20 protein-coding genes are annotated in these 22,987 nt (G+C 63.6%); 7 read left to right on the top strand and 13 right to left on the bottom strand.

The annotated features are described in order from the left end of the window. Positions 1–105: 105 nt before the first annotated feature. From J7E24_RS09035 to J7E24_RS09010, 6 genes are all read right to left on the bottom strand, one after another. Positions 106–600, bottom strand: a complete 495-nt coding sequence (locus J7E24_RS09035) for a DUF1905 domain-containing protein (RefSeq protein ID WP_215137335.1) — start codon at positions 598–600, stop codon at positions 106–108. Next, positions 597–1,709: a glycosyltransferase gene (locus J7E24_RS09030; protein ID WP_215137333.1), complete on the bottom strand. Its 1,113-nt coding sequence runs from the start codon at positions 1,707–1,709 to the stop codon at positions 597–599. Before J7E24_RS09030 ends, J7E24_RS09035 begins: the two co-directional genes overlap by 4 nt. Positions 1,710–1,833: 124 nt before the next feature. Next, positions 1,834–4,362 (bottom strand): reprolysin-like metallopeptidase, encoded by a 2,529-nt coding sequence (locus J7E24_RS09025; RefSeq protein WP_215137331.1) that lies wholly within the window; start codon positions 4,360–4,362, stop codon positions 1,834–1,836. Positions 4,363–4,619: 257 nt separating this feature from the next. After that, the gene (locus J7E24_RS09020) at positions 4,620–5,912 is read right to left on the bottom strand and encodes an esterase/lipase family protein (RefSeq protein WP_215137329.1); all 1,293 of its coding nucleotides are present in this window, start codon (positions 5,910–5,912) and stop codon (positions 4,620–4,622) included. Between the two features lie 90 nt (positions 5,913–6,002). Then, the gene (locus tag J7E24_RS09015) at positions 6,003–6,923 is read right to left on the bottom strand and encodes a rhomboid family intramembrane serine protease (protein ID WP_215137327.1); all 921 of its coding nucleotides are present in this window, start codon (positions 6,921–6,923) and stop codon (positions 6,003–6,005) included. A 138-nt stretch (positions 6,924–7,061) separates the two neighbouring features. After that, positions 7,062–7,907, bottom strand: coding sequence for a hypothetical protein (locus J7E24_RS09010; protein ID WP_215137325.1), 846 nt, complete (start codon positions 7,905–7,907; stop codon positions 7,062–7,064). Positions 7,908–8,137: 230 nt separating this feature from the next. On the opposite strand from J7E24_RS09010, the gene J7E24_RS09005 reads away from it, so the two are divergent. The 4 genes from J7E24_RS09005 (at position 8,138) to J7E24_RS08990 (ending at position 10,855) form a co-directional block, all read left to right on the top strand. Further along, the gene (locus J7E24_RS09005) at positions 8,138–8,548 is read left to right on the top strand and encodes a hypothetical protein (RefSeq protein WP_215137323.1); all 411 of its coding nucleotides are present in this window, start codon (positions 8,138–8,140) and stop codon (positions 8,546–8,548) included. Positions 8,549–8,593: 45 nt separating this feature from the next. After that, the gene (locus J7E24_RS09000; protein WP_215137321.1) at positions 8,594–8,827 is read left to right on the top strand and encodes a hypothetical protein; all 234 of its coding nucleotides are present in this window, start codon (positions 8,594–8,596) and stop codon (positions 8,825–8,827) included. Between the two features lie 126 nt (positions 8,828–8,953). Next, positions 8,954–10,156 (top strand): serine hydrolase, encoded by a 1,203-nt coding sequence (locus J7E24_RS08995; RefSeq protein ID WP_215137319.1) that lies wholly within the window; start codon positions 8,954–8,956, stop codon positions 10,154–10,156. A gap of 72 nt (positions 10,157–10,228) precedes the next feature. Further along, positions 10,229–10,855 carry a M15 family metallopeptidase gene (locus tag J7E24_RS08990; protein WP_215137317.1) on the top strand — a complete coding sequence of 209 codons (627 nt, stop codon included), beginning with the start codon at positions 10,229–10,231 and terminating at the stop codon, positions 10,853–10,855. Positions 10,856–10,939: 84 nt separating this feature from the next. Here J7E24_RS08990 and dinB read toward each other — a convergent pair whose 3' ends face one another. The 3 genes from dinB to J7E24_RS08975 are packed head-to-tail and all read right to left on the bottom strand — an operon-like array spanning position 10,940 to position 13,938. Further along, positions 10,940–12,022, bottom strand: a complete 1,083-nt coding sequence (dinB, locus tag J7E24_RS08985; protein WP_215137315.1) for a DNA polymerase IV — start codon at positions 12,020–12,022, stop codon at positions 10,940–10,942. A 17-nt stretch (positions 12,023–12,039) separates the two neighbouring features. Continuing rightward, complete coding sequence (locus tag J7E24_RS08980) at positions 12,040–12,981, bottom strand: energy transducer TonB (protein ID WP_215137313.1); 942 nt, start codon at positions 12,979–12,981, stop codon at positions 12,040–12,042. 18 nt (positions 12,982–12,999) lie between these two features. After that, positions 13,000–13,938, bottom strand: a complete 939-nt coding sequence (locus J7E24_RS08975) for a DMT family transporter (RefSeq protein ID WP_215137311.1) — start codon at positions 13,936–13,938, stop codon at positions 13,000–13,002. Between the two features lie 319 nt (positions 13,939–14,257). On the opposite strand from J7E24_RS08975, the gene J7E24_RS08970 reads away from it, so the two are divergent. The 3 genes from J7E24_RS08970 (at position 14,258) to J7E24_RS08960 (ending at position 18,357) form a co-directional block, all read left to right on the top strand. After that, the gene (locus J7E24_RS08970; protein ID WP_215137371.1) at positions 14,258–15,505 is read left to right on the top strand and encodes a replication-associated recombination protein A; all 1,248 of its coding nucleotides are present in this window, start codon (positions 14,258–14,260) and stop codon (positions 15,503–15,505) included. 118 nt (positions 15,506–15,623) lie between these two features. Further along, a complete protein-coding gene (sppA, locus tag J7E24_RS08965) occupies positions 15,624–17,381 on the top strand; it encodes a signal peptide peptidase SppA (RefSeq protein WP_215137309.1) in 1,758 nt (585 codons plus the stop codon). Between the two features lie 157 nt (positions 17,382–17,538). Continuing rightward, a complete protein-coding gene (locus J7E24_RS08960) occupies positions 17,539–18,357 on the top strand; it encodes a purine-nucleoside phosphorylase (RefSeq protein WP_215137307.1) in 819 nt (272 codons plus the stop codon). A 236-nt stretch (positions 18,358–18,593) separates the two neighbouring features. Here the strand turns inward: J7E24_RS08960 and J7E24_RS08955 are convergent, their stop codons facing one another. From J7E24_RS08955 to J7E24_RS08940, 4 genes are all read right to left on the bottom strand, one after another. After that, complete coding sequence (locus tag J7E24_RS08955) at positions 18,594–19,022, bottom strand: hypothetical protein (protein WP_215137305.1); 429 nt, start codon at positions 19,020–19,022, stop codon at positions 18,594–18,596. Between the two features lie 362 nt (positions 19,023–19,384). Further along, positions 19,385–19,945, bottom strand: a complete 561-nt coding sequence (locus tag J7E24_RS08950; RefSeq protein ID WP_251047113.1) for a hypothetical protein — start codon at positions 19,943–19,945, stop codon at positions 19,385–19,387. A 91-nt stretch (positions 19,946–20,036) separates the two neighbouring features. Beyond that, entirely contained in the window at positions 20,037–22,448 is a 2,412-nt protein-coding gene (locus J7E24_RS08945) for a TonB-dependent receptor (RefSeq protein WP_215137303.1), read from the bottom strand. Positions 22,449–22,622: 174 nt separating this feature from the next. Further along, entirely contained in the window at positions 22,623–22,964 is a 342-nt protein-coding gene (locus J7E24_RS08940) for a hypothetical protein (RefSeq protein ID WP_215137301.1), read from the bottom strand. Positions 22,965–22,987: the final 23 nt, after the last annotated feature.

The raw sequence follows: 22,987 nt of genomic DNA, 5'->3' as shown, positions 1-22,987 counted from the left end.
CGCCCCTACATCGACCTCCACAACTTGGGCGACCTTCTAACGCATAAGCCCCCGTACTCGGTTGAGTACGGGGGCTTTTTTGCTGCTAGCTGACAGCTCAAAAAATCAGGTGTTCTTCGTTCTGCGGCCCGATTCGGCTTGCTCCAGCGCCTCATTGATGCGCAGGTCGCGGGCGTCGGGCCTTTTGGCGCGGCTGATGTGCTGGGCCAGTTGTTTGCGCTGCGTAAAGGGCAGGGCATCGAACTTGGCCCGCAGGTCGGTGCGGTCGAGGGCCTGGGCCAGCTCGGCGGGCAGCTCCAGGCCGCTGGGGTCGGTGTCGTGCCACAGCACCACGTGCACGGTATCGGCCCAGGTTTTACTGATGGCGTTACGCACTTCCTTGCGCACGCTGAAGCCGTGGTGCTCGCCGCCCATGGGCGTCAGGTTCAGGCGAATGGGGAAACCGTCGATGGTGCCCTGAACGGGCAGCGCGCCTTTAACGCCGTATTCGGCCGTTACGTCGAAAGGTACAACCACGAACACGCCGTTATCGGCCCCATCCATTTCGAGCAGAGCATCAAATTCGTGGCGGCGGGGCGTAGCGGGGGTAGAGGAACTCATTGGAAAGAAGGGGGAATAAGAGGACCGGCCAAACGGCCCGGCCGGTGTTGTTCGATGTGAAGCAGCAACTCGTTTATAGCGGCTGTGTTGCTGGCAGCAATAGTCTGGACCCGCCCGGGCGGCAGCTGGTACCGCTCGGTCAGCAGGTCGGCCACCTCGGCGGTGGCAGCCAGCACCAGGTCGGCGCGGCGCAGGGCCAGGCGTTCCAGCGCTACGGCCCAGCCGGTTTCGACGGCGGTTGCCCGCTCCTGGGCCAGGCTGTGCACATGCAGCACCAGAGGCCAGCCCGTTAGCTGCCGGATTTCCATGGCCGCCAGCCAGGTGGGCCAATCTACGGCATAAATAACGGCAAACTGCCGGCCAATGGTCCATCGGGTCGCAAACCGCGCATACTGAATCACCTGAAAGTTGAGGTCGGCGGCTGTGGCGCTGGGCGGGTTGCGCCCCAGCGCGGCCAACTCCTGCGTAAGCGTGGCATGCACCCGCGTAGGCGGCGGGGGCGTGTCTGGCGCCGGATGCAGGTCAGGCGAGGCAACCGAAGCCGCCGGTTCGTTCTGTAGCGGTCCGGTGGCACGGATAGCCGGTTCCGGACTCGCCTCAGCTGATGCGGACTGCTCTGGCCCGGTGCCGGAAACCGAGGAAACCCTGCTGGCCGAAGCGCTGGCCGCTGGCGCTGCCGAAGTAGTTGGCGGGCGCACAGCGGGCCTGTCTGGCAGTGCCGCCAACTGCCCGGGCGCAGGTGGCCGGGCAGTTGGGGCAATAGTAGCAACGGGCACGACCGAAACCCCGGGAGTAGCGCCCAGGTAAGGCGCGGCCGGGCTGCTGCTGCCGATGTAGGGCGCTGCCGGAGCCTGCCACGCGGCCGGGTTCGGGCTGGGGCGAGCAGTGGTTTGAAAAGTAGCCAGGTCCAGCTCGGCCAGTCCGGTAATGCGCAGGTTGGCTCCGGCTGCAGCAAAGGCCGGCTGCGGCTCGTGGGGCATTAGCACCGCCAGGTTGGCCAGCGGAGCCAGCTGTTGCACCAGGGCCCGGAGCGGGGCACCAGCCACTGGCTGAGGAGGAAATACTTCATTCCAGCCAAGTAGTAATACGCGGGAAGAAGCAGTGGACATAGGCTAGCAGACTGTTGGAGTAGATACCAGGAGTACGGCAAGGTAGAAAAAAAGGTGTTGAGGCTCCCGGCCCCATTCCTTGTTTCGTTCCTGGTTTCAACTCCCCAGCACTATTCCCCCAGCACTACTCCACCACCAGCCGCCGGCTTTGGCTGCCGCTGCGCACCAGGTACAGCCCGGCGCGCAGGCCGGCTGGCAGTTCCAGCGTCAGAGGGCCGGTGGGCGGCGTGGTAGTCGTCAGGAGCAGGCGGCCCTGCAGGTCGAGCAGCTGCACCGGCTGGCCGGCGGGCAGGCCGGCCACGGTTACCCGGCCTTCGCGGGTGGGGTTGGGCCACAGCTGCCAGGTGGCGCTACCGGCTGGTACCGCCACCGGCCGCACCTCCGACAGGCTGGCCGTGCTATCGAAATCGAGCTGCCGCAGGCGGTAGTACACCAGCTGCGTGCCGTAGGTGGGCAACTGGCTGTCGGTGAACTCGTAGGTAGCCGCCTCGCCGCGACCGGGTATCCAGTCCCGGCGCCGGAATGCCGTGCCATCGGTGGACACCTCTACCGCAAAGCCCGCGTTGTTGAGCTCGGTAGCCGTGCGCCACCGAAGCTGGGCCACGGCTCCGCGCGCCTCGGCCGTGAAGCTAACCAGCGTAACGGGCAACGGAACCGCCGGGCCGCTCAGGGTAATAGTGGCCGGGCTGAGAGCAAAAAACACGTTGCCAACGGCTTCCACCTTAAGCCGGCCTTTGGTAGTTGGGGTTGCGGGCAGGCGCACCGAGGCGGTGCCATTGTTGGGTACGCTGGCGGCCAGTACAGTCGGGAACGTCAGGCCGCCGTCGTTGGAAAACAGAATTCGCACGTTGGCGCAGCTCACGGGGGCCTGGTCGGTGCCGAGCACATCCCAGGTTACGGCGTACGTGCTGCCCGGAGCGGCCGCCAGGGCTGCGGCCGGGGCCGTTACCCGAAACGGGCCGGCATCGGCCACGCTCATGCGCAGGTTGGCGCCGGCCACGCCGCCGCGGTTGTCGCGCACGGTAAGCCGGAAGTTGAGCGGCCGGGCTACCAGCGGCAGAATCTCGCCCACCGAGCTGGTGTTATTCAGCGCAGCACTTAGTTGCGGAAATGTGCGCGTGGGGCTGGCCACGGGCGTAAAGCTGCGAAACAGCGGCGGTGCGCTGGCGTCGGTGGCCGCGCCGGCCAGGCCAGTGGGGTCACCTAAATCCAGTTGCTCCCAGCTGTAGGTCAAGGCATCGTTGTCGGGGTCGGTGGCAGTGCCGGTGAGGGCAAAGGGCGTGCCTTTGGGAAGGACGAACGAGCCGGCCGGCACCAGTGCGGTGGGCGCGCGGTTGCCGTTGTTGGCCGTTAGCGTGCCGCAGATGAGCCTAGGCACAATGGCGCTTAGGCTGGCCGCATGGAAGTACACAATGCCTTCCCCCACATTGTCGGGGCTGCAGCGCCCATCATACGACATTACCGTGTTGCCCGCGCCGGGCTCATAGGCCAGGGTGTTGCTGCGGTTGCCGCTGCAAGTGCCTTTGTCGCCGTTGAAGGTGTGGCCGGAACCCAGCTGGTGCCCGATTTCGTGCAGGGTTACTTCGGCCAGAAAACTAGCGTTGCTGGCTGTCGATGACCCGCCGCCCTTACCCGATATTCCTGGAAAAGTGGAGCACACCACGCCCACGTAAGCTACGCCCGAGTAGCCGCCGCTGTTGTAGCCCAGCACATGGCCCAGGTCGTAGTTGGCAGCCCCAATCTGGGTGTTAAGCACGCCCGCATTGGCATTCAGCAGGCCGCTGGGCGAGGTATCGGAATAGGGGCTGGTAGTGGCGTTGGCGAAGATGAGCTTATCGTTGCCGGCCACCAGCTCCAAACGCAGAGCCAGCTCCCGCTCGTACACGCCGTTGAGCGAGTTCACCAGCTTCACCAGCTCGCTCATGGTGCCGGCTACGGTGCCGCCACCCAGCCGGCTTACAAACTCGGGGGTGGTGGCCAAGGCCAGGCGTAGCGTGCGTAGCTGCCCGCCATACGGCGCGGGTGGGGCCGGGGGCGTATCGCCGGGGCGCTGCAGCGGCGCATCGGGCGGCAGCAGGCTTTGGCAGTCGAACGCAACTGAAACCTGCTGGCGGCTCTGGTAAAGGGTAGAAGCCGCTGCCGATTCGTCGGCCAGAATGCTGCTGACGGCTCCATCGGCGGCCAGTAGCTGGGCGTGTAGTCCGGTTGGCGTCCATTCTAAGCGCACGGTAGCGGCGGGCTCATCGAGCGAGCGGCCGGCAAACGTGCGCAGGCGTGGGTAGCGGGCAGCCAGAGCCGGAGCCATTACAGGCACCCGCGTGAAAGCATAGCGGCGCATATGGCCATCGGGGTGGGGCAGCTCCAGCACTACCGGGGCCGCGGGCTGGTTTTCGGCCGGAGCCAGCGCCAGCCGGGCGGCCAGTTGGGTGGTATCGAGCCGGAACCAGCGGGCGGGCGGGCCGGCTACCGGGCCGCGAGCCGCTGCCGGCGCGGGCACCGGCTCCCAGAGCGATGCGCTCTGCCCGGCTGTAACGGCCGGCTTTGCCGGGCTGGAAGGAGTTGACTGGGCCGTAACAATAGCCGGCTGGCCGCTCAGAACGGCGAAAAAGAAGCCGCCAAGCAGCCGCCGAAGCGAAGAAATGGTTGGTTGCATAGAAGCGGAAAGGGAGCAGATCGGTCCTGCCGGGTTACGTTGCCCGAACAGGTAGTGGCGCTCAAACGCCTGATTGCCTGATATAATGCCCGCCAATTTGCTTCTGTTATGCCCCTTCCTTAGTTAGGTGTATTTCTGTATCAGAATCATTAAAAAAGAAGGATAAGTTCTTGCCGGCCTGCTACTTAATGACGCTGGAGTTATATACAAAATTAGGGCATCCGGCCTCCTGTTGCCATTGCGTGCCGGATTGTGTATCAGCCAATTCGGTCGCGCAGGTACTGGTACACCTCGGGGTTGCTGAGCAGCGTGCCGTGGTGGAGCTGCGGGTACACGCGGGTGCTGATGAGCCGGCCGGGCGGGGCGGCCGGGTCCTGAAAAATGCGGCCGGCGGCGCTGCCGGCTCCCACCAGCCCGTCGCCAAAGTAGTCGTGCAGCGCCGAGCTGACCGATTTCAGCAACGAGCCCACCAGTACATGGTAATGCACATGGGGCAGCAGGGGCACCACCGTGCGGGGCGGAAACAGGTCGTTGGCGTGGGGGCTCTGCCAGTCCTCATCTACCAGCAGGGCGTGGCGCAAATCCTTGATGCCGTTGCTGCGCTGGTCGAGCAGGCCGCTGATGGCGCGGGTGGGCCACAGGTTTATTTTGCGTAGTACCAGGCTGGTAAAGTGGCTGTTCTGCTCCAGAAACGAGCCGTCGTTGGGTACGCCCAGCAGAAACACGTCGCGCAGCCGATCCAGCCAGGAGGCCGTGTTCGGTGCTCGTCGTTTGGTTTTCGTGTTGGGTCTTTTATCGCCCGGTTTCGGCTTCTCAGGCGCAGGCTCCAAGGTATCAGGCGCCTCGTAAACCGCCGCCGCCGGGCTGCTGGCCGCATCTTTTTTTCCTTGTAGATTTTCGCTTTTACCGGCTTCCTGCTCGGCGTAATACCCGGCCGAGCGGATGAGCAGCCCGCCCATGCTGTGGCCCACCAGCACCAGCTTGCCCACGGCTTGGGGGTAAGTGGCCACCAATTCGGTGAGCAGCTCGTGGAAGCGGCGGCCATTCTCGGAGATATGCAGGCCCGAATTAAAGCGCACATACAGGCAGCAGACCTCGGGCAGATCCTGCTGCAGGCGCGGGCCAAACCGCAGGTCGTCGGGGCCGTGGCCGGTCTGCCAGATAACTTCGTCGCCCATCAGCCCGTGCAGAAACACCACCGTGGTGCGCGGCCGGCCGCCGGTGGCCGGTTGCAGGCCGAGGTCGGCTACGGCTACATCGGCGGCGTAGCGGCGGAAGCTGAACTGGATGGCGCGCCGGTCGTGGCGGGCGGCCAGCTGGTCGCCGAAGGCTCCGTTGAGCACGGGCAGCGTGAAGTGCAGGTTGTCCTGGCCGATGCGGTAGAGGGCGCCGGCCCCATCAAAGGGGGCGCGGGCGGCCCGGCCCACGGCGGCAGCCACTCGCTTCCAGCGCGGGCGCGGCGACTCTGCCGCCGGATTGGCAGCGGCGGCCGCATCGTCGGGGTCCGGTGCAGCGTCGAATTTGGAAACGGGCTGGGAATCATTGCTCATAAAGTAGCTAACAGAAGGATAATTCAGAAGAGAAATGGTGCCAACCCGCGCCAGGTGCCAGGCTCCGGCCAGATGACTACAAGATAACAGCTAAACCCCTGGCGTGTCGGTTGGAGCATCGGGGCCGGGTAGCGGGCTCAGCGGCCCCGGCACGGTAGCGGGCGGGCGTTGCACTGGCAGCAGTGCGCCGAGTGCGGCACCCGCCAGCAGCCCGCCTACGTGGGCCGCGTTGTCGGTGGTGTGGGCTTCGAGGCCGCCTACGAGGCTATTCACCATAAAATAAAGCACAAACAGGCCCAGCGCGGCCCGCTCGGAGCGGCTGAGCGAGGCCGGCCGGCGCAGTACCGTAGCCAGCAATAGTCCATACAGCCCAAAAACGGCGCCCGAAGCGCCCACCGAGTTCACGCCCTGGCTGTGCCACCACAAGCTGGTGAGGCTGGCCGCTACGCCGCTCAGCAGGTACACGACCAGCAGCCGCTTGCTGCCCACCAGCCGCTCGGTGAGTAGGCCCAGAAAAACCAGGGTGAGCAGATTGAGCAGCAGATGCCCGAAACCGCCGTGCAGAAACGTACTCGTGAGCAGCCGCCAGGGCTGGCCGGGCAGCGTGAGGGGCGAATAGTTGGAGCCCCAGCGGATGAGGTCGGCGCTGGCGGGCTGCAGTAGGTTGGTGCCGGCCAGCCCCAGCAGCAGGTAAGCCACCAGGTTCAGCCAGATCAGCGCCGGGGTGGCCCGGTAGCCCTCCCGGAATCCCAAAACACCCCGCAGCGTGGCCGCTACCCCGCCCGGTTCGGCAGTTTCGGGTGGCTTGGCTAGGCGGGAAGGGGCCGTTTCCGGGCTGGGTACCAGGCCGCGCCGCTGCAACTCGTGGCCGGCGGCCTGGCCCACGGCCGGCGGGTACTCGGCCGCATGGCGGGCCAGGTACAGCAGCTCGGCCTCGGTGTAGCCGGTTAGCGGAGTCGTAGCGGGGTCGGGCGGAAGCGGGTCGGGAGGGAGGCTGGCGGAATCGGACATAGGGCGGGCGGCACAGGAAAGACGTAGCGCCGCGTCACCCTGGCAAATCGGATGCGCTGCGGCCCTGCAGCCGGCTTCACAAACCCTGCCAGCCCGCGCTGCCTGCCAGAGTTGCCGGCTCGGCCCACAAAACCCAGCCTACAGCGTTTCGAGCCGGCCGCGGATAGGGGCAGCCTTGCGGTACTGGCCCAATACTTCGCGGCTAATGCTGGTTGCCTCCTGCTGGTCGCGCTCCACGGTTTCGCTGATCAAGGGCATCTCTCTTTCGGCATGGGCCTTGAGGGCTTCGAGCGAGGTGCGGCGCAGGTTCATGCCGCCGCGCATCAGGGCCAGGCGGTTGTCCATTTCGGGCGTCAGGTTCTGGTCGTACACCATGGCACTCAAAAACCAGTTCACGCGCTCCAGTCCAATGCCCACCTGGCCCGCGAATACGCTCGTAGTGGAGTCGGCGAGGGCCTGGGCCGTGAGGTAGGCGGCCGTGTTTTCGGCCAGCCAGTAGCGACGGGCCATGCGGGCGTACCGGCCGGCGGCAGTTGTATCGGCGCGGTCGGCGGCGGGCAGCAGCCGGCGCGTAATGGCCACCTGCCCGGCCGCTTCCTGCTCGAAGGAGGGCAGGGGCCGGACCACGGTGGTTTCGAGCACGATGGGCGCGGCCGGAGCGGCGGTAACTGGGGCAGCGGGCTGGGGCCGGAGCAGCCACCAGGCCCCGGCCAGCACCAGGGCCAGCAGCAGCCCGCCCAGCAGCCACTTGGTGCCGTGCCCCGCGGCGGCGGTGTCGTCGTCGTCGTAATCTGTCGGAACGGGTAGGGTGGCCGGTTCGGAAAACGAGGGTGCCGTGGGTGCCAGCGCCCCGCGCTGCCGGAGTTCCTGCCGGGCGCGGGCCACCACGCCCGCATCGTAGAAATCGGGGTTTTCGATGAGATACTGTAGCTCGGCAGTGGTTTTCTGCTGAAACGAATCGGGGGAGGAACTCAAGCCGGGCATAGCGGATAACAGGGGTAAAATTGGCCGTTAAGTTGGGGAAAAGCCCGGATTTTTCAAGCACATGCCGCCAACACCACCGCCATTCGGCCCGTATAGCTTGCAGAGGCCGTCCTGTCGGCAGGGCCTGCTAGCGGGCAACTGGTACTGCAGGCCGACGACCCTTTGGGCCCGGCGCCCTTTTATCTGGCCGGCTCCTCTGTTCTTATTTTCAACGCCTTATCCCTTGTATGATGGCAAATGACCAAAAAGATTCCAACAACGACCAGCAGAATGAGCACAACCGCACTCAGCAGCAGGTGGCCAACACCGGCAACAACGTTCCGCGCCCCGAAAATGTGGGTGGTGTGAGCGTTCAGCAGCAGGGTGGCAAGCCGCTTACTTCTGCGCCCGAGCCGGAGGGTGACCACGGCGGCAACCGCGGTGGCAACCAGCACGACGCCCCCCAAAGCGCTAAAGGCAGCAGCAACCGCGGCGGTCAGCCCGGTGCCGACCAGAAAAACGATGGCGGCGGCCCAGATGCCGAAAACGCCGACCAGACCAAGAACACTACCGCCTATAACACCGAGTATTCCAATGCCCGCTCGGCCCCGAGTTCGGCCAACGACGGCGGCAAAATGGGCGACGCCGACAACCCGGCTTAATTGGGTTCGGAACAGCACTTTTTTTACCCTCAGATTTCTGAATCAATGCAAGATCCCAAGAAAGACCCGCAACCCAACGCCGCCGATATGGTAGCCGACGGTGCAGGTGCAGCCGCACAGCCGAATAATGCACCAGCCACTGACGGCGCAAATCCCGAAGCCGCCATTCCTGAAAGTACTCAGGAAGACATGGGCGACGGCACGGGCATTCGGGGGGGCTACGGCAACAGCGACCAGACCAACGGCCTCGAAGGCGGCCCCCAGACGCCCGCCAAGTAAGCCAACGGCTGCCACTGCGAAAACACCCGACCCGCACTACGAACGTCAGTTCCGTGGTGCGGGTCGGGTGTTTTTTGCCCTACCTTACGCTCGTTGCAGCTACCTGCTACTATAAACCAGCCACTTATGCGCCACCTGCTTCTCTGCCTGCTCCTTGCCGCAACCGGCGCGGCGTACGGCCAGAACCCGCTGCCGCGGCTGTTGCGCACCGACCCAACGCTGGCCGCCGTGGCCCGGCAGGCTGGCAAGCATCGCCTGCAGATTCTGTACACCCAAATCAGGCGCGATGCGCAGGGCCAGCCTCATTTTACGTCCTATAGCTACCGGTTGCGGCCCGACGAGTATTTCTACCCGGCCAGCGCCATTAAGCTGCCCGCTGCCCTGCTGGCCCTCGAAAAGCTCCACGACCTGCGCCAGACCCAGCCCGAGCTGCGCAGCAACGCCCCGCTTCGCATAGCCGCCGCCGGCTGGGGCCAAACGCCGGTAGAGCACGACAGCACCAGCGCCAACGGCCGCCCCAGCCTCGCGCATTACGTGCACAAAATGCTGCTGGTGAGTGACAACGATGCGTATAACCGCCTCTACGAGTTTGTGGGGCCAGCGGGGCTGAACCAGGGGCTGCGCGCCCACGGCCTGCACCACACCGTGCTGCGCCACCGCCTTTCGGTGGGCGACCAAGACTCCACGGCCCGCCATGCCAACCCGCTGGCCCTGTACACCGATACTACACTGGCCCGGCCGCTATACCTGCAGCCGGCCGCTTATTTTGGGGGCCGTTGGCCGCGGGGCGCGCGCCGGGGCCGCTACATCGGCGCGGCGTATCTGGAGGGCGGGCAGCGCATTAGTAAGCCGCTCGATTTCAGCACTAAAAACGCCACTACCCTGGCCGATTTACAGCGCAGCCTGCAACTGGTGTTGTTTCCCGAAGCTATACCGCCCGCCCAGCGCCTGCACCTCGATTCGGCCGACCGCCGCCTAGTGCTCAACAGCCTGCACCAGCTGCCCCGCCAAAGCCAGCATCCGCGCTACCTGCCGGCCGATTACCCCGATAACCACGTGAAGTTTCTGTTGGCCGGTGGCCCCGCCGGGCCGTTGCCGGAAGGCGTGCGCATTTACAATAAAATAGGGTTGGCCTACGGTTTTCTCATCGACAACGCCTACATCATTAACTCCGAAACTGGCGTCGAATTCCTGCTCAGCGCCGTTGTCTACGTGAACTCCGACGGCGTGCTCAACGATGACCAATACGACTATGATACCGTTGGTTTTCCGTTTCTGCGCCGTTTGGGCGAGGTGGTGTACGAGCACGAAAAAAGCCGCGCGAAGTAAGCCGCTAGCTTTCTGCTAAATCGAAAAGCCTAAAGCTAACGACCCATAACGCTCAGCTAAAAGCTCCAAAGAATGCGCAACCCCTACAATCTGCCGCTAATCTGCTCCGTAGAACAGCACCGGGCGCAGGTGGCCGCCAACCCGGACCAGGAATTGGTGGCCCTGGCGGCCTGGGTGCCCGGCCTCGTGCTGGACCTGCGCTACGCCACCGCCGACAACCTGGCTGGTCGCCCACTGTACAGCCGCGCTCAGGCCCTGCTGCGCCGGCCGGTGGCCGGGGCACTGGCCCGGGTGCAGCAGCGCCTGGCCCCACACGGCGTAGGCCTGTGCGTGTACGACGCCTACCGGCCCTACCACGTAACGCGCGCCTTCTACGAGTTGATTGACAACGAGGACTTTGCCGCGCCGCCCTGGCGTGGTTCGCGTCACAACCGCGGCTGCTCGGTCGATGTGGGGCTGATACAGCTCGGCACCGGCCAGCCCCTGCCGCTGCCGACCGCCTTCGACGAGCTGACGCCCGCCGCCCATGTCGGCTACAATGATTTGCCGGGCCACGTGCTGTTCAACCGGAGCCTGCTGCTGGCCGCTATGCACTTGGAGGGATTCCGTAACTATCCCGCCGAGTGGTGGCACTTCGACCATCCCCGCTGGCCCGAGTTCGACCTGCTGGATTTGTCGTTCGAAGAACTGGCTTTGTAGGAAGCTTTTAGCTGAGAGCTATTAGCTGTTAGCTTTGGTTCAACGAAAAAGCTAACAGCTAATAGCTCTCAGCTAAAAGCTCACTCACAGAGCAAGCCCCAGCTGCTGACCTATCTGGTCTTCCTGACTTTCGAGGGTGGAGAGGGTGATGCCCAGCAGGCGCACGCCCAGCGGCACGGGCAGCAGCGCCAGCAACAGCTCGTGGGCCAGGCGCTCGGCCTGCTCGCGGTGCTGCAGGGGGGCAAACAGCGTGCGGCTGCGGGTAATTTGCTGGAAATCGGCGTATTTGACTTTGAGCGTGAGTGTGCGGCCGCGCAGGCCCAGGCGCTCGGCGTGGCCCCAGGTAGTGGCCAGGCAGGGCACAAGGCGGGCCCAGAGGTCGTCGTAGCTGGTCAGGTCGTGCTCGAAGGTGGTTTCGTTGCCGATGGATTTGCGCACCCGGTCGGGCCGCACGGGGCGCGTGTCCTGGGCGCGGGCAATGAGGTAGTAATGCCCGCCGGCCTTGCCGAAGTGCTGGCGCAGAAACGCCTCCGACTGCTGCCGCAAATCGAGGCCTGAGAAGATGCCCAGCTGGTTGAGCCGCGCCGCCGTGGCCGGCCCGATGCCGTGAAACTCGCCCACCCGCAGCTGCTCTACAAACGCCAGCCCCTGCTCGGGCCGGATAACGAACTGGCCGTTGGGCTTGCGGTAGTCGGAAGCCAGCTTGGCCAGAAACTTATTGTAGCTGATACCTGCCGAGGCGGTTAGCTGGGTCTGGCGCAGGATTTCGGCCCGGATTTCGCGCGCCACCTGGCTGGCCAGCGCCACGCCTTTCAGATTCTCGGTTACGTCGAGGTAGGCCTCATCCAGGCTAAGGGGCTCGATGAGCGGCGTATACTCGGCAAAAATGGCCCGAATCTGCCGCGACACTTCCTTGTATACCTCGAAGCGCGGCTTCACGAATACCAGCTCGGGGCAGCGTCGCCGTGCCAGCGCCGACGACATGGCCGAGCGCACCCCAAACTGCCGGGCCTCGTAACTGGCTGCCGCTACCACGCCCCGCTCGCGCGAGCCGCCTACCGCCACCGGCTGCCCCCGCAGCTCGGGCTGGTCGCGCTGCTCCACGGAGGCGTAAAAGGCGTCCATGTCGAGGTGAATGATTTTGCGGGTTTCGGCGGCGGGCTCCACGGCGGAAAAGTAGGTGGCTACTGGGGCAGGCTGATACGGGCGGCCTCGTAGAGGGATTTGGTTTCAGCGGAAAAATGCGCGTCTAACTGGGCTTTCTCGTTGCGGAAACGCGGTGCGTTTGGCTGCGAGAAGTCCCATTTGCCCACATAATGCATCTGGCCCGGCTCCAACGTGAACACGTATCGGGTAGCCATGAGCGGACCCGGGCCCGCTTTGCGCAAGGCTTCAAGGCCATACGAATACTCGTACCATTGCAGCGCATAGCGGCCGGGCGGCAGCGCCACACAAAACTCGTTTTCGCTGCGGCTGCGCATGGCGGGCTTCACCAGAATCCGGTAGAACTTACCGGTAGTCAGGTTGAGGATGCGCACGTACTGGGGCAGGCCGCCGCTGCTGAACCCCAGGCGCTGGATGCAGTTGCCGTATAATACGCCCTTGTTGGCGGGTACGGTTTTTTCGGTGGCCGTCCAGAGTCGTGAGGGCAACACAATGGCCGGGCCGGGGTTGGCATCCAGCGAATCAGGCCCCAGCGCTACGGGACTTTCTGTGAGTCTGAAGCTGAGCGGCACCGTGTAGAACACCGAAACCGGCCGCTGGTTCTGGGTGCCGGGCTGCCAGCGCACGGTTTTCAGCCGCTGAGCCATGCGCAACGCTTCTTCGTCCAGGTCGGCCCGCACGCCTTGTTTTACCTTGATATCGGCCACGTCGCCGGTGGGCTCCACTACAAACGTAAGGTAAACCCTGCCCTGCACTCCGTCGCGCAGCGCCTTGGGCGGGTACTGCAGGTCCTCGGTCAGCAGCTTGAAAAGCGCCTTCGGGCCGCCCGGAAAAACGGGCATGGTTTCCTGGTATGTATAGTGCTGGCGGGTAGTATCGGCCGGCGCGGGTTGGTTCTGGGCCAGGCTGGTGCGGGTGGCAAGCAGGCCAAGCAGGGCGAAATAAGGGAAGTAAGGGCGCATATCGACCCGCAAGTTACCTTAATCCCGCGCCGGCTCCTGCACCGGCGGCACAGCGGCCAGCTGGCTTGGCTTGGGCTTGCGGCTTACGAGGAATACACCCAGAAATATCAGCAGGCCCTGGCCGGCGCGCTCCCAGCTCATGTGGTCCTTGCCCAGGCCCACGGCAATAAGCACGGCCAGCGCCGGCTGCAGGTAGATGTAGGTGCCCAGCAGCGCGGGCGAGGCGTGTTTGAGGGCCCAGTTGTTGAGCAGGTAGGCCAGAATCGTGACGCACAGCACCATGTAGGCCACCGCCGCCCAGATACCGGGCGGGAAGCTGGCGTAGTCGGCGGCGGCGGCCTGCTGCCAGCCCACGGGTACGGCCAGCACGGCACCTACCAGAAAGATGCGCGCCAGCACCGTAAACGGGTGGTACTTGCGCATCAGCGGCATCACAATCACCAAGTAAATGCCAAAAGAAGTAGCGTTGAGCAGGATGTAAAGGTCGCCCAGCAGCTCGTTGGTGCCGGCGGCCTCGCCCGAGCCACGGCTGAGGATGATGCTGGCCGCGCCCAGGCCCGCCACGCCTACGCCCAGCACCCGGCGCAGCGTCAGCTTCTCGCTCAGCAGCCACGCCGAGGCCAGCACCGTCACGACCGGCGCGATGGTCTGGATGAGCGAGGCGTTGATGGGCGACGTCAGATTGAGGCCCGAGAAAAATAGCAGCTGATTCAGCCCGATGCCCAGCACCCCGCTGGCCACCGAGCGCAGGTTGTCGGCGCGGCCTACTATCCGGTCGTGGGGCGCGGCCAGGCGGTGGGCAATGGTAAAGAACAGCAGCGCCCCCACAATGCGCAGCAGCACCAGCCCAAACGGACCCATGTAGCGCGGCATCACGTCTTTGGAAATACTGTAGTTGGCCGCGTAAATCAGAGCCACCACAAACAGGGCCGCGTGGACCTTAACGGAGGTTTTCATTGCTTTTCGAGCTTCAGGCTGCAAGCTACAAGCTGCAAGCCCGATAAATGGTTGCGCCCCGGACGCCGAGCGGTTATTGTAGCGACGCAACCCAGTACGTCTCGTCATTGCTGATGTTGACCGTTCTGTAGCACCATGCAACGACGAGACGTATTGGGTTGCGTCGCTACAAACTGCCAACCTCCCACCCGAAGCTTGTAGCTTGCAGCCTAACGCTTGCAGCTCAAAAATGTCTACTGGCTCCCTTTTCGATTCTGACCCCGCCCCTAAACCCACGCAAACCGCCCAGCCTGCTGCCAATGCCCCGCTGGCCGAGCGCATGCGGCCCCGCACGCTGGCCGAGTATGCCGGCCAGCAGCACCTCATCGGGCCCGAGGGCGTGCTGCGGCGCTACCTGAACGCCGGGCGGCTGCCTTCGCTGATTTTGTGGGGGCCGCCGGGCGTGGGCAAAACTACCCTGGCCAACCTGCTGGCCGCCGAGCTGGGCAAGCCCTTTGCCTCGCTGAGCGCCGTGAATGCGGGCGTGAAAGACGTGCGCGAGGTAATTGAGCGGGCCCGCAAGCAGCGGGGCACCATTCTGTTCATTGATGAAATCCACCGCTTCAGCAAAAGCCAGCAGGATGCGCTGCTGGGCGCCGTAGAGCAGGGCGTGGTTACGCTCATCGGGGCCACCACCGAAAATCCCTCGTTCGAGGTGATACCGGCCGTGTTAAGCCGTTCGCAAGTGTACGTGCTGGAGCCGCTGGGCAAAGACGTGCTCACCAGCCTCGTGGATAAAGCCCTGGCCGAAGACGAAGTGCTCCGGCAGAAAAAAGTGCGCGTGCAGGACTACAACGCCCTGCTCACCATCTCGGGCGGCGACGCCCGCAAGCTGCTCAACCTGCTCGATATTGTGGTGGAAGCCACCCGGCCCGACCCGAAAACCGGCGAAATCGTGCTTACCGATGAGAGCGTACAGCAGCTGGCTCAGCAGCGCCTGGCCCGCTACGACAAAGGCGGCGAAATGCACTACGACGTCATTTCGGCCTTCATCAAAAGCATCCGGGGCTCCGACCCCAACGCGGCGCTCTACTACCTGGCTGTGATGCTCGAAGGCGGCGAAGATGTAAAGTTCATTGCCCGCCGGCTGCTCATCTTGGCCTCCGAAGATGTGGGCCTGGCCAACCCCAACGCCCTGATTCTGGCCCAGAGCTGCTTCCAGGCCGTCACGGTTATCGGTATGCCCGAGTCGGATATTATTCTGGGCCAGACGGTAGTGTATCTGGCCACTTCGCCCAAAAGCAACGCCAGCTATAAGGCCATTCGGGCGGCACGGGCGCTGGTGCGCCAGCAGGGCGTGCAGCCCGTGCCACTGCCGCTGCGCAACGCCCCCACCAAGCTCATGAAAGAGCTCGATTACGGCAGCCAGTACCAATATTCGCACGATTACCCCGGCCACTTTGCCTACCAGGAGTTCCTGCCCGAAGCCCTCAGCGGCACCACCTTCTACCAGCCCGCCGACAACCCCGCCGAAAACAAGGCCCGCGAGCGGCTGCGGGCACTATGGGGCCAGAAGTACGGGATGTAGGGTGGGGCTTGTCTCCGCCCGCCGTTAAACGGTTATCAGTGAACAGCAGGCTGGAACGAGGTAGGGGCGGGGCAACAAAGCGCTTACATTTGCTAATAGACCTCATTTGCCTATTTCCATGCGACAGTTCTTTAAATACGTGCTGGCTACCGTCACCGGCATCATTCTCCTGAGCATCGTCAGCTCGCTGCTGCTGCTGGCGCTGATTGCCGGGCTGGCCTCCTCAGACAAAACCATTACCGTGGCCAAAAACTCGGTGCTGGAGCTCAAACTCGACAAGCCGATTGGCGAGCGGGGCTTCGATAACCCGCTGGCCGGCTTTTCGGGCGGGCAGGCCAGTACGTTGGGGCTGCACGAGCTGAAAACTGCCATTCGCCGCGCCATCAAGGATGACGACATCAAGGGCATTTTCCTGAACCTGGAGCTGGTGCAGGGCGGCATGGCCTCGCTGGAGGAAATCCGCCACGAGCTGCTGGAGTTCAAGAAAAGCGGCAAGTTCATCGTGAGCTACGCCGATGCGCAGTCGGAGAAAAGCTACTACCTGGCCTCGGTGGCCGATAAGCTCTACCTCAACCCCCAGGGCACGCTCGAATTCAACGGCCTGAGCTCGGAGCCGACCTACTTCAAGGGCCTGTTCGATAAGCTGGGCGTAGAGGTGCAGATTTTCCGGGTGGGCACGTTCAAAAGTGCTGTTGAGCCCTACTTCCGCACCAACATGTCGGATTCGTCACGGTTGCAGACGGCCACCTTCCTCAACTCGCTCAACAACGCTATGCTGGCCGATGTGGCCGCCTCGCGCAACATCGCGCCGGCCCGTTTGAAGGTGATTTCAGACTCGATGCTGGTGCACAACGCCGACGACGCCAAGCGCCTGAAGCTGGTAACCGACCTGGGCTACTACGACCAGGCCACCGACTACATGAAGGGCAAGCTGGGCCTGAAAAAAGATGCCAAGCTAAGCCTGCTCGACTTGAGCGACTACGCCAAAAACAACGAGGACGACACCAACAGCAGCAGCAACCGCATTGCCGTGGTATACGCCGAGGGCGACATTGTAACCGGCAAGGGCGGCAACTCCAGCATCGGCAGCACCCGCTTTGCCGAGGCCATCCGCAAGGCCCGCCTCGATGATAAGGTGAAGGCCGTGGTGCTGCGTATCAACTCGCCCGGCGGCTCCTCGCTGGCTTCCGATATCATTTACCGCGAGGTGATGCTGACCAAGAAAGTAAAGCCTGTTGTTGCCAGCATGTCGGATGTGGCGGCTTCGGGCGGCTACTTCATTGCCATGGGCTGCGACACCATTGTGGCCCACCCCACCACCATCACCGGCTCGATTGGCGTATTCGGGGTGCTGCCCAACCTGGGGCCGTTCCTGAGCGACAAAATCGGCATCACGACTGACCGCGTGAAAACCGGCGAATTCTCTGACTTCCCCACCGTAACGCGGGCCCTCACGCCCTACGAGCAGCAGCAATTTCAGCAGGAAATCAACCGCATCTACGCCGACTTCACCACCAAAGCTGCCGCCGGCCGCAACATGCCCGTCGAGCGCCTGCGCCGGTTCGCCTCGGGCCGGGTATGGTCGGGTACCGATGCCAAGGCCCGCGGCCTGGTGGATGTGCTGGGCTCGATGGACGATGCGCTGCGCATTGCCGCCCGCCGGGCCAAGCTGAAGGAGGGCGAATACCGCATTCAGCAGCTGCCCCGCCAGAAAACCTTCGCCGAGGAGCTGATGACCTCCTTTGGCAGCGAAGCCCGGATGCGGGCCGTGAAGGAAGAAATGGGCCCGTTCTACCCCATGTACGTGCAGTATAAGCAGCTCTCGGAAATGCGCGGTGCCCAGGCCCGCCTGCCGTTTGAACTGAACGTGCGGTAGCCGGTGGTACTTGACGGGTAAGTGGACGTCATTCAGAGCGAAGCGAAGAATCTCGCTTGCTGACATTGCAATAGTAACAAGGGGTTGCCCTTACTTTGCAATGTCAGCAAGCGAGATTCTTCGCTTCGCTCTGAATGACGTTCCATTTAAAATCAGCATGCAAGACCTTCAACAAGCCGCTACCTACCTGCGCCATACCCTGCAGGACTTCCGCCCCGAGGCGGGCATTATCCTCGGTACCGGGCTGGGTGCGCTGGCCAACGAAATTGACGTAGCGCACCGCTTTAGCTACGCTGATATTCCGCACTTCCCGGTTTCGACGGTGGAAAGCCACGCCGGCGAGCTGCTGGCCGGCACGCTGGCGGGCAAAAAGGTGCTGGTAATGCACGGCCGGTTTCACTTCTACGAAGGCTACAGCATGCAGCAGGTGGTGTTTCCGGTGCGCGTGATGAAGCTGCTGGGCATCCGTAACCTGTTCGTGAGCAACGCCAGCGGCGGCCTCAACCCCGACTACGACTACGCCGACCTGATGCTGCTCGAAGACCACATCAACCTGCAGCCTACCAACCCGCTGGTGGGCCAAAACCTCGACGAGCTGGGCCCGCGCTTCCCCGATATGCTGGAGCCCTACGACTTGCGCCTGCTTGCCCTGGCCGAAGAGGCCGCCCGCGACCTGGACCTGAGCCAGTATATGCGCCGGGGCGTGTACGCCAGCCTGCCCGGCCCCATGCTCGAAACACCCGCCGAATACCGCTACCTGCGCACCATCGGGGCCGATGCCGTGGGCATGAGCACGGTGCCCGAGGTAATTGCCGCCGTCCAGATGGGCCTGCCAGTGCTGGCCGTGTCCGTCATCACCGACCTGTGCGCGCCCGGCAAGCTCAAAAAGGTAAACATTGCCGACATCCTGCGCACTGCCGCTACCGCCGAGCCCCGCCTTACGGCCCTTATTAAGGCAGTGCTCAGGAAGCTGTAATACGGCCTGCCGCTGCCGTCCCGCCAAAACGCCCCCGCCCGTTACCTTCAGGATAACGGGCGGGGGCGTTTTGGTAGAAGCTGTTTAGGAAGTACCTGGAATTAATCAGACCGTCATGCTGAGCTTGCCGAAGCATCTCTACCGCTTCTCTGAAACATCGAACGAAGCGGTAGAGATGCTTCGGCAAGCTCAGCATGACGGTCCTTTGACTTCCTAAACAGCTTCATAGTCAACAATCAGCGGGTGGTTTTAAACAGGTAAGTCTCGTCTCGGCCATTTATGGCGGCGCGATAGAGGAACAGCGACTCCGGGTTAACGCTCTCCACGGTGAAATTCTGTGGGTCGCTCTTGTGGTCGATGAGGTTGAGCTGCCGGTTATCGGAACCAGTGAGCTTCCAGGTGCCGGCCGTTTCCGAGTCGTCGCTGAGCAGGATGCGGCGGTAGCTGCCGTCGGCGGCGAAGCGTAACGCAAACCGGTCTTTGATGGCGTCGGTGCGGGTGATCTGACCGGCCACAACATATTCGCTCAGGTACCAGGTGTTGGTTCGGGTGAGGGCTGTAGCAGTTACCGGTTCGCGGGGCGGCTGAACGCAGCAATCTTTTTCGTCGCAGCTGCCTAGCGTGAGGGCCAGCGCCGCCAGGGCGGAAAGTGTAAAGCGCTTCATAGAACGAGTAGGAAGGTGGAAACTGCTGCCAGGAGTGTGGCTGGCCGGGAAATGGTTGCACATACTACCCTCGGGTAGCTCATCTCACTAAGGCATCCGTAAAAAGAAAACACCCGCCAATAGCGGGTGCCTTCCTGCCTATCTCCACAACCAAACCGGGAGAATAAGTAACTGCTGTTACGCAGTGGTTCCGTTGAAGTGCTGCTAGGGTAGTAGCGCGAACTTTGTAGTTCGCGTCCCCGCGCCGTTCACGCTGTTTTAATGGTTCAGGGACGCGAACTACAAAGTTCGCGCTACTACTCCCTGCGTAACAGCAGTAAGTAAGGCGGCCGGTTGCAGCCGGCCAGTCCTCCACCAAATACTTAGCGCACTGTGGTCGGAAACACTACCTCCACATCGGTGCTGCCAGGGGTGAAGGTGCCGTTTTTAGCCCCGGGCTGGTGGCGCAGCGTGATTTTGAGCGTACCCGTCGTTGTGCCCGTCGTAACTACCCGGGTTTGCAGGCCCAGCTCCAGGTTGTTCTGGTCGCGGTCGGTGCGGGTTACGGTCAGCAGGTTGGCCGGAGCCGGCTCAAACACCAGCAGGTGCTCATCGGCTTCGGCCCGCACCTCGGCCGAGATGTCGGTGGCTGGATTTTTGGTTTCGTCGAGCAGCGTAACGACGCCGGTGTAGGTGGTGTTGGGTGCCAGGTTCAGGCTGCCGATAACAGGTGCGGTGCCCCCGTCGCCGTCCAGGTCGCGGTAGCTGACCACTACTGGTGCGCCGCCGCTGGTGGGTGTGAGCGTGTAAGTAACGGTGGTAATCTGCTCGTTGTCTTCGTCGGGCGTGGGGTCATCATTATCCGAGCAGGCGCTGAACAAGGGCGCGGCGGCCAACATGGAGAGCATCAGCAGGCGAGCGGGGGTGTGCAACAGGTTTTTCATGGGAAAGAAGGGGTGAAAAGTGAAGTTGTGAAAAGGAGTCTTTGGAAAATGAGGGCCAAAAGCCTGCGCTATCAAGCTGTCAGCCAACACCTCAGAAAGCCAGCGGCACGCGCACGCGTAGCGTCACGTTGCGGCCCATCTCGTCGGCGAAGTAGCGGTAGCGGTTGAGGTAGTCGCGGTAGCGGTGGTTGAGCAGGTTCGAGCCGGCCACGCTTACTTCCAGCGGCAGGCGGCCCCAGTGCAGCATGGTGCCGGCCTGCAAGCCCAGTAGCGCATAGCCAGCGGGCGGGTTTTTGTAGTCGCGGGCGGCGTAGTTGGCCGGCACGCGGGTTTGGCGGGCCACCGCACTGCCGCCCAGCTGCACAAAGCGCTGGCTCAGGCGGGCGCCCGGCCGGTCGGCCACATCGTAGCGCACGGCTACTTCGGCCCGGTCGGCCGGCATTAAAATCTGCCATTCATCGGCGCGGGTGTCGCGGGCGCGCAGTACCGAGCCTTTGGCCGTCAGCAGCCAGCGCGGGGCCAGCTGGTAGCTGCCCGTTAGGTCAACTCCGCGCAGCATAGCATTGGTTTGCTGGTACTGCCGGCTGATGAGCGCGCCCCGAATGGTAACTACGGGCGGCAAAATGGGGACCTGGTAAATGAAGTCGATGATGCGCGTCTGGTAGAGCGTGATTTCGCCGTTCAGACGCGGATTATTGTGCCAGGTAGCCGTAAGGCCTACGTTCAGAGCCGTTTCGGGCACCAGCGCCCCGTTGCCGGGCACCAGGTCGTAACCCAGCTCGTATTGGGCATTGTGCACGCCGTCGCTGAACCGCTCGTTGGCGGCCGGGGCGCGTTGGGTAAGGCCAGCCGCCAGGTTAAGTGCCAGGTGGGCGGTAGGGTCGAAGGTGGCCCCCAGCGAGGCGGCCGGGGTGGTGTACTGAAACCGGCTGCGGTCTACGAAAAATGCACCGTTAGCATCCCGGTCGCCGCGCCTCACTTGCAAGTCGCGCCGGTCGAGGCGGGCTCCGGCCTCCAGCAGCCACTTGTCTTTCTGCCAGCGCTCAATCCAGAAAACGCCGCCAATTGTGCTGGTATAAAACGGGATGAATTGCCGGCTGCCGGGCGCGTAGCGGTTGGCCTGGTAAGTGCCGGCCAGCCCCACGCTACCCGTAAAATTGCGCCAGGTCCGGTGCTCCCACAGCAGCTCGGCAATGCTGGTGCGGTTGGTGTAGCTGAGCTCGGGCAGGTTGCGGGCGGCCAGGTTGTTGTTGCGCGGGCGGTTACGGTCGTACTCGTCGCGGTAGTCCAACTGCTGGCTCAGGGTAGCCGACAGCCGGCCCACCGAACCGGTGCGCACAAAGCCCGTGATTCGGCCTAAATCGTGGCGTACCTGCTGGTAAGCCCGGTTTATGGCGTAGCTGAACCCTCCGGTTTCCAGGGGCCGGGGCCGGGCAATGGCCCGCAATAAGTCGGAGGGGTTGCCCACCTCGGCGGCTGGCAAAATCCCGAGTTGGGTGCGGAACTGGCTGTAAAACACATCGAATCCGTAGCCGTCTGTGCGCCAGCCGGCGGCGGCCGAAAAGCTGTGTTCCGAAAAGCCCGAGTTGCGTAGATAGTAGCCGGGCGCCCGCATGGTGCCGGCCCGCCTGGCCGTGCCCTGCACCCGCCAGCTAAAGGCCGGCAGCCGACGCAGATTGCCTTCCAGCATGCCCGAAGCGGCGCCCATGCCGTTGTTGCTCATGCCCACCAGGTGTAGTTCGGCCCCGGTGCCGGCCGAGTCGCGCAGGGGCTTGGGCTCCACCAGCACCACGCCCCCAATGGCGTCGGAGCCATACCGGACGCTGGCCGCGCCCTTCACCACCGTCAGGCGAGCGGCACTGAACGGGTCGATTTCGGGGCCGTGTTCCTGGCCCCACTGCTGGCCTTCCTGCCGCACTCCGTTGTTGAGGATGGCGAGCCGGTTGGAGTGCAGCCCATGAATCATGGGCTTGAAAATGCTCGGGCCCGTCTGGATGGCCGTAACACCCGCAATGCGTTGCAGGGCCTCGCCCAGTGCCTCGCCGCGGGTTTGTTGCAACTCCTGCCCACTAAGCGTAGCCGTAGGCTGACTCACAGGAGCCGTTACCCGCTCGCCCCGGATATTAGCCCCACGCAACATAACTGCATTGGGGTGCAACCGAAAGTCGCGCACTACGGCACGCTCCACACGTAGCTCGGTTGTTTCGGGTTCGTAGCCCACAAACGTTACCCGCACATGGTAGAGGCCGGGGCAGAGGTGGAAATGGAAGTTGCCCGCATTATCGGTCTGGGTAGCCTGCTGGGTTTCGAGCAGTACTACTGTCGCACCCGGCAGGTCGGCCCGCGACTCGTGGTCGGCCACGCGGCCGCTCAACGACAGCGCGCAGGCCTCGGCCGGAGCCTGCGCCCGGGCGGGTTGCCAGCTGCCGGCCATGCCCAGCACGAGCACCAGGCCCAGCCACAGCCAGGTCGGCTCCGGGCAGCCCGGAAATTGAATACGCATGAAATAGGGAAGGAGAGCCGGAGAATAGACAACCGGCTGTCGGTAGACGGCAAGGCAGAGTTCCGGACAAAAGCGCATGTGCTTCCGGCTGGAAAACAGTTATTTGCCTGTACTCGCTGCTCCTCGGAAAATTATCCGAAGCAGGTAGTATAGTGCCACCGACAGGCCACTGAACTATATCCGGCGGGGCGGCCCGCGCGAGTCGGCGGCCGGGGTGCGGGCATCCTGCCAGGTGGGCAGGAGGGCCACGGAAGCCGGTGCCTGGTAAGCGGCAAACACAAGCGGCAACTCAACTGGCGCGCTTGGTTGGAACGGCACATGGCAGAAGCTGTCGACGATGCAGTGCGTGTGCTCGGCGCTGAGAACCGTTCTGCCGTGTAGCTCTCCGGGGGCCAGACTAGGCTCCTCGGTTGTGTGCTCGTGCAGGTGCAGTTGCAGGCTCCATGCCTCGGGCAGCAGCACCTGCATAAAGCAGAGCAGCAGCAGCAGGGCCAGTCGGGAGCGAAGAGTTTGCACGTGCAACATTGTAACTTTTTGGG

The sequence above is a fragment of the Hymenobacter sp. ISL-91 genome (genome assembly GCF_018613725.1).
In the GTDB taxonomy this organism is placed as follows: Bacteria; Bacteroidota; Bacteroidia; order Cytophagales; family Hymenobacteraceae; genus Hymenobacter.
This window is presented reverse-complemented; position numbering and strand designations above follow the sequence as displayed.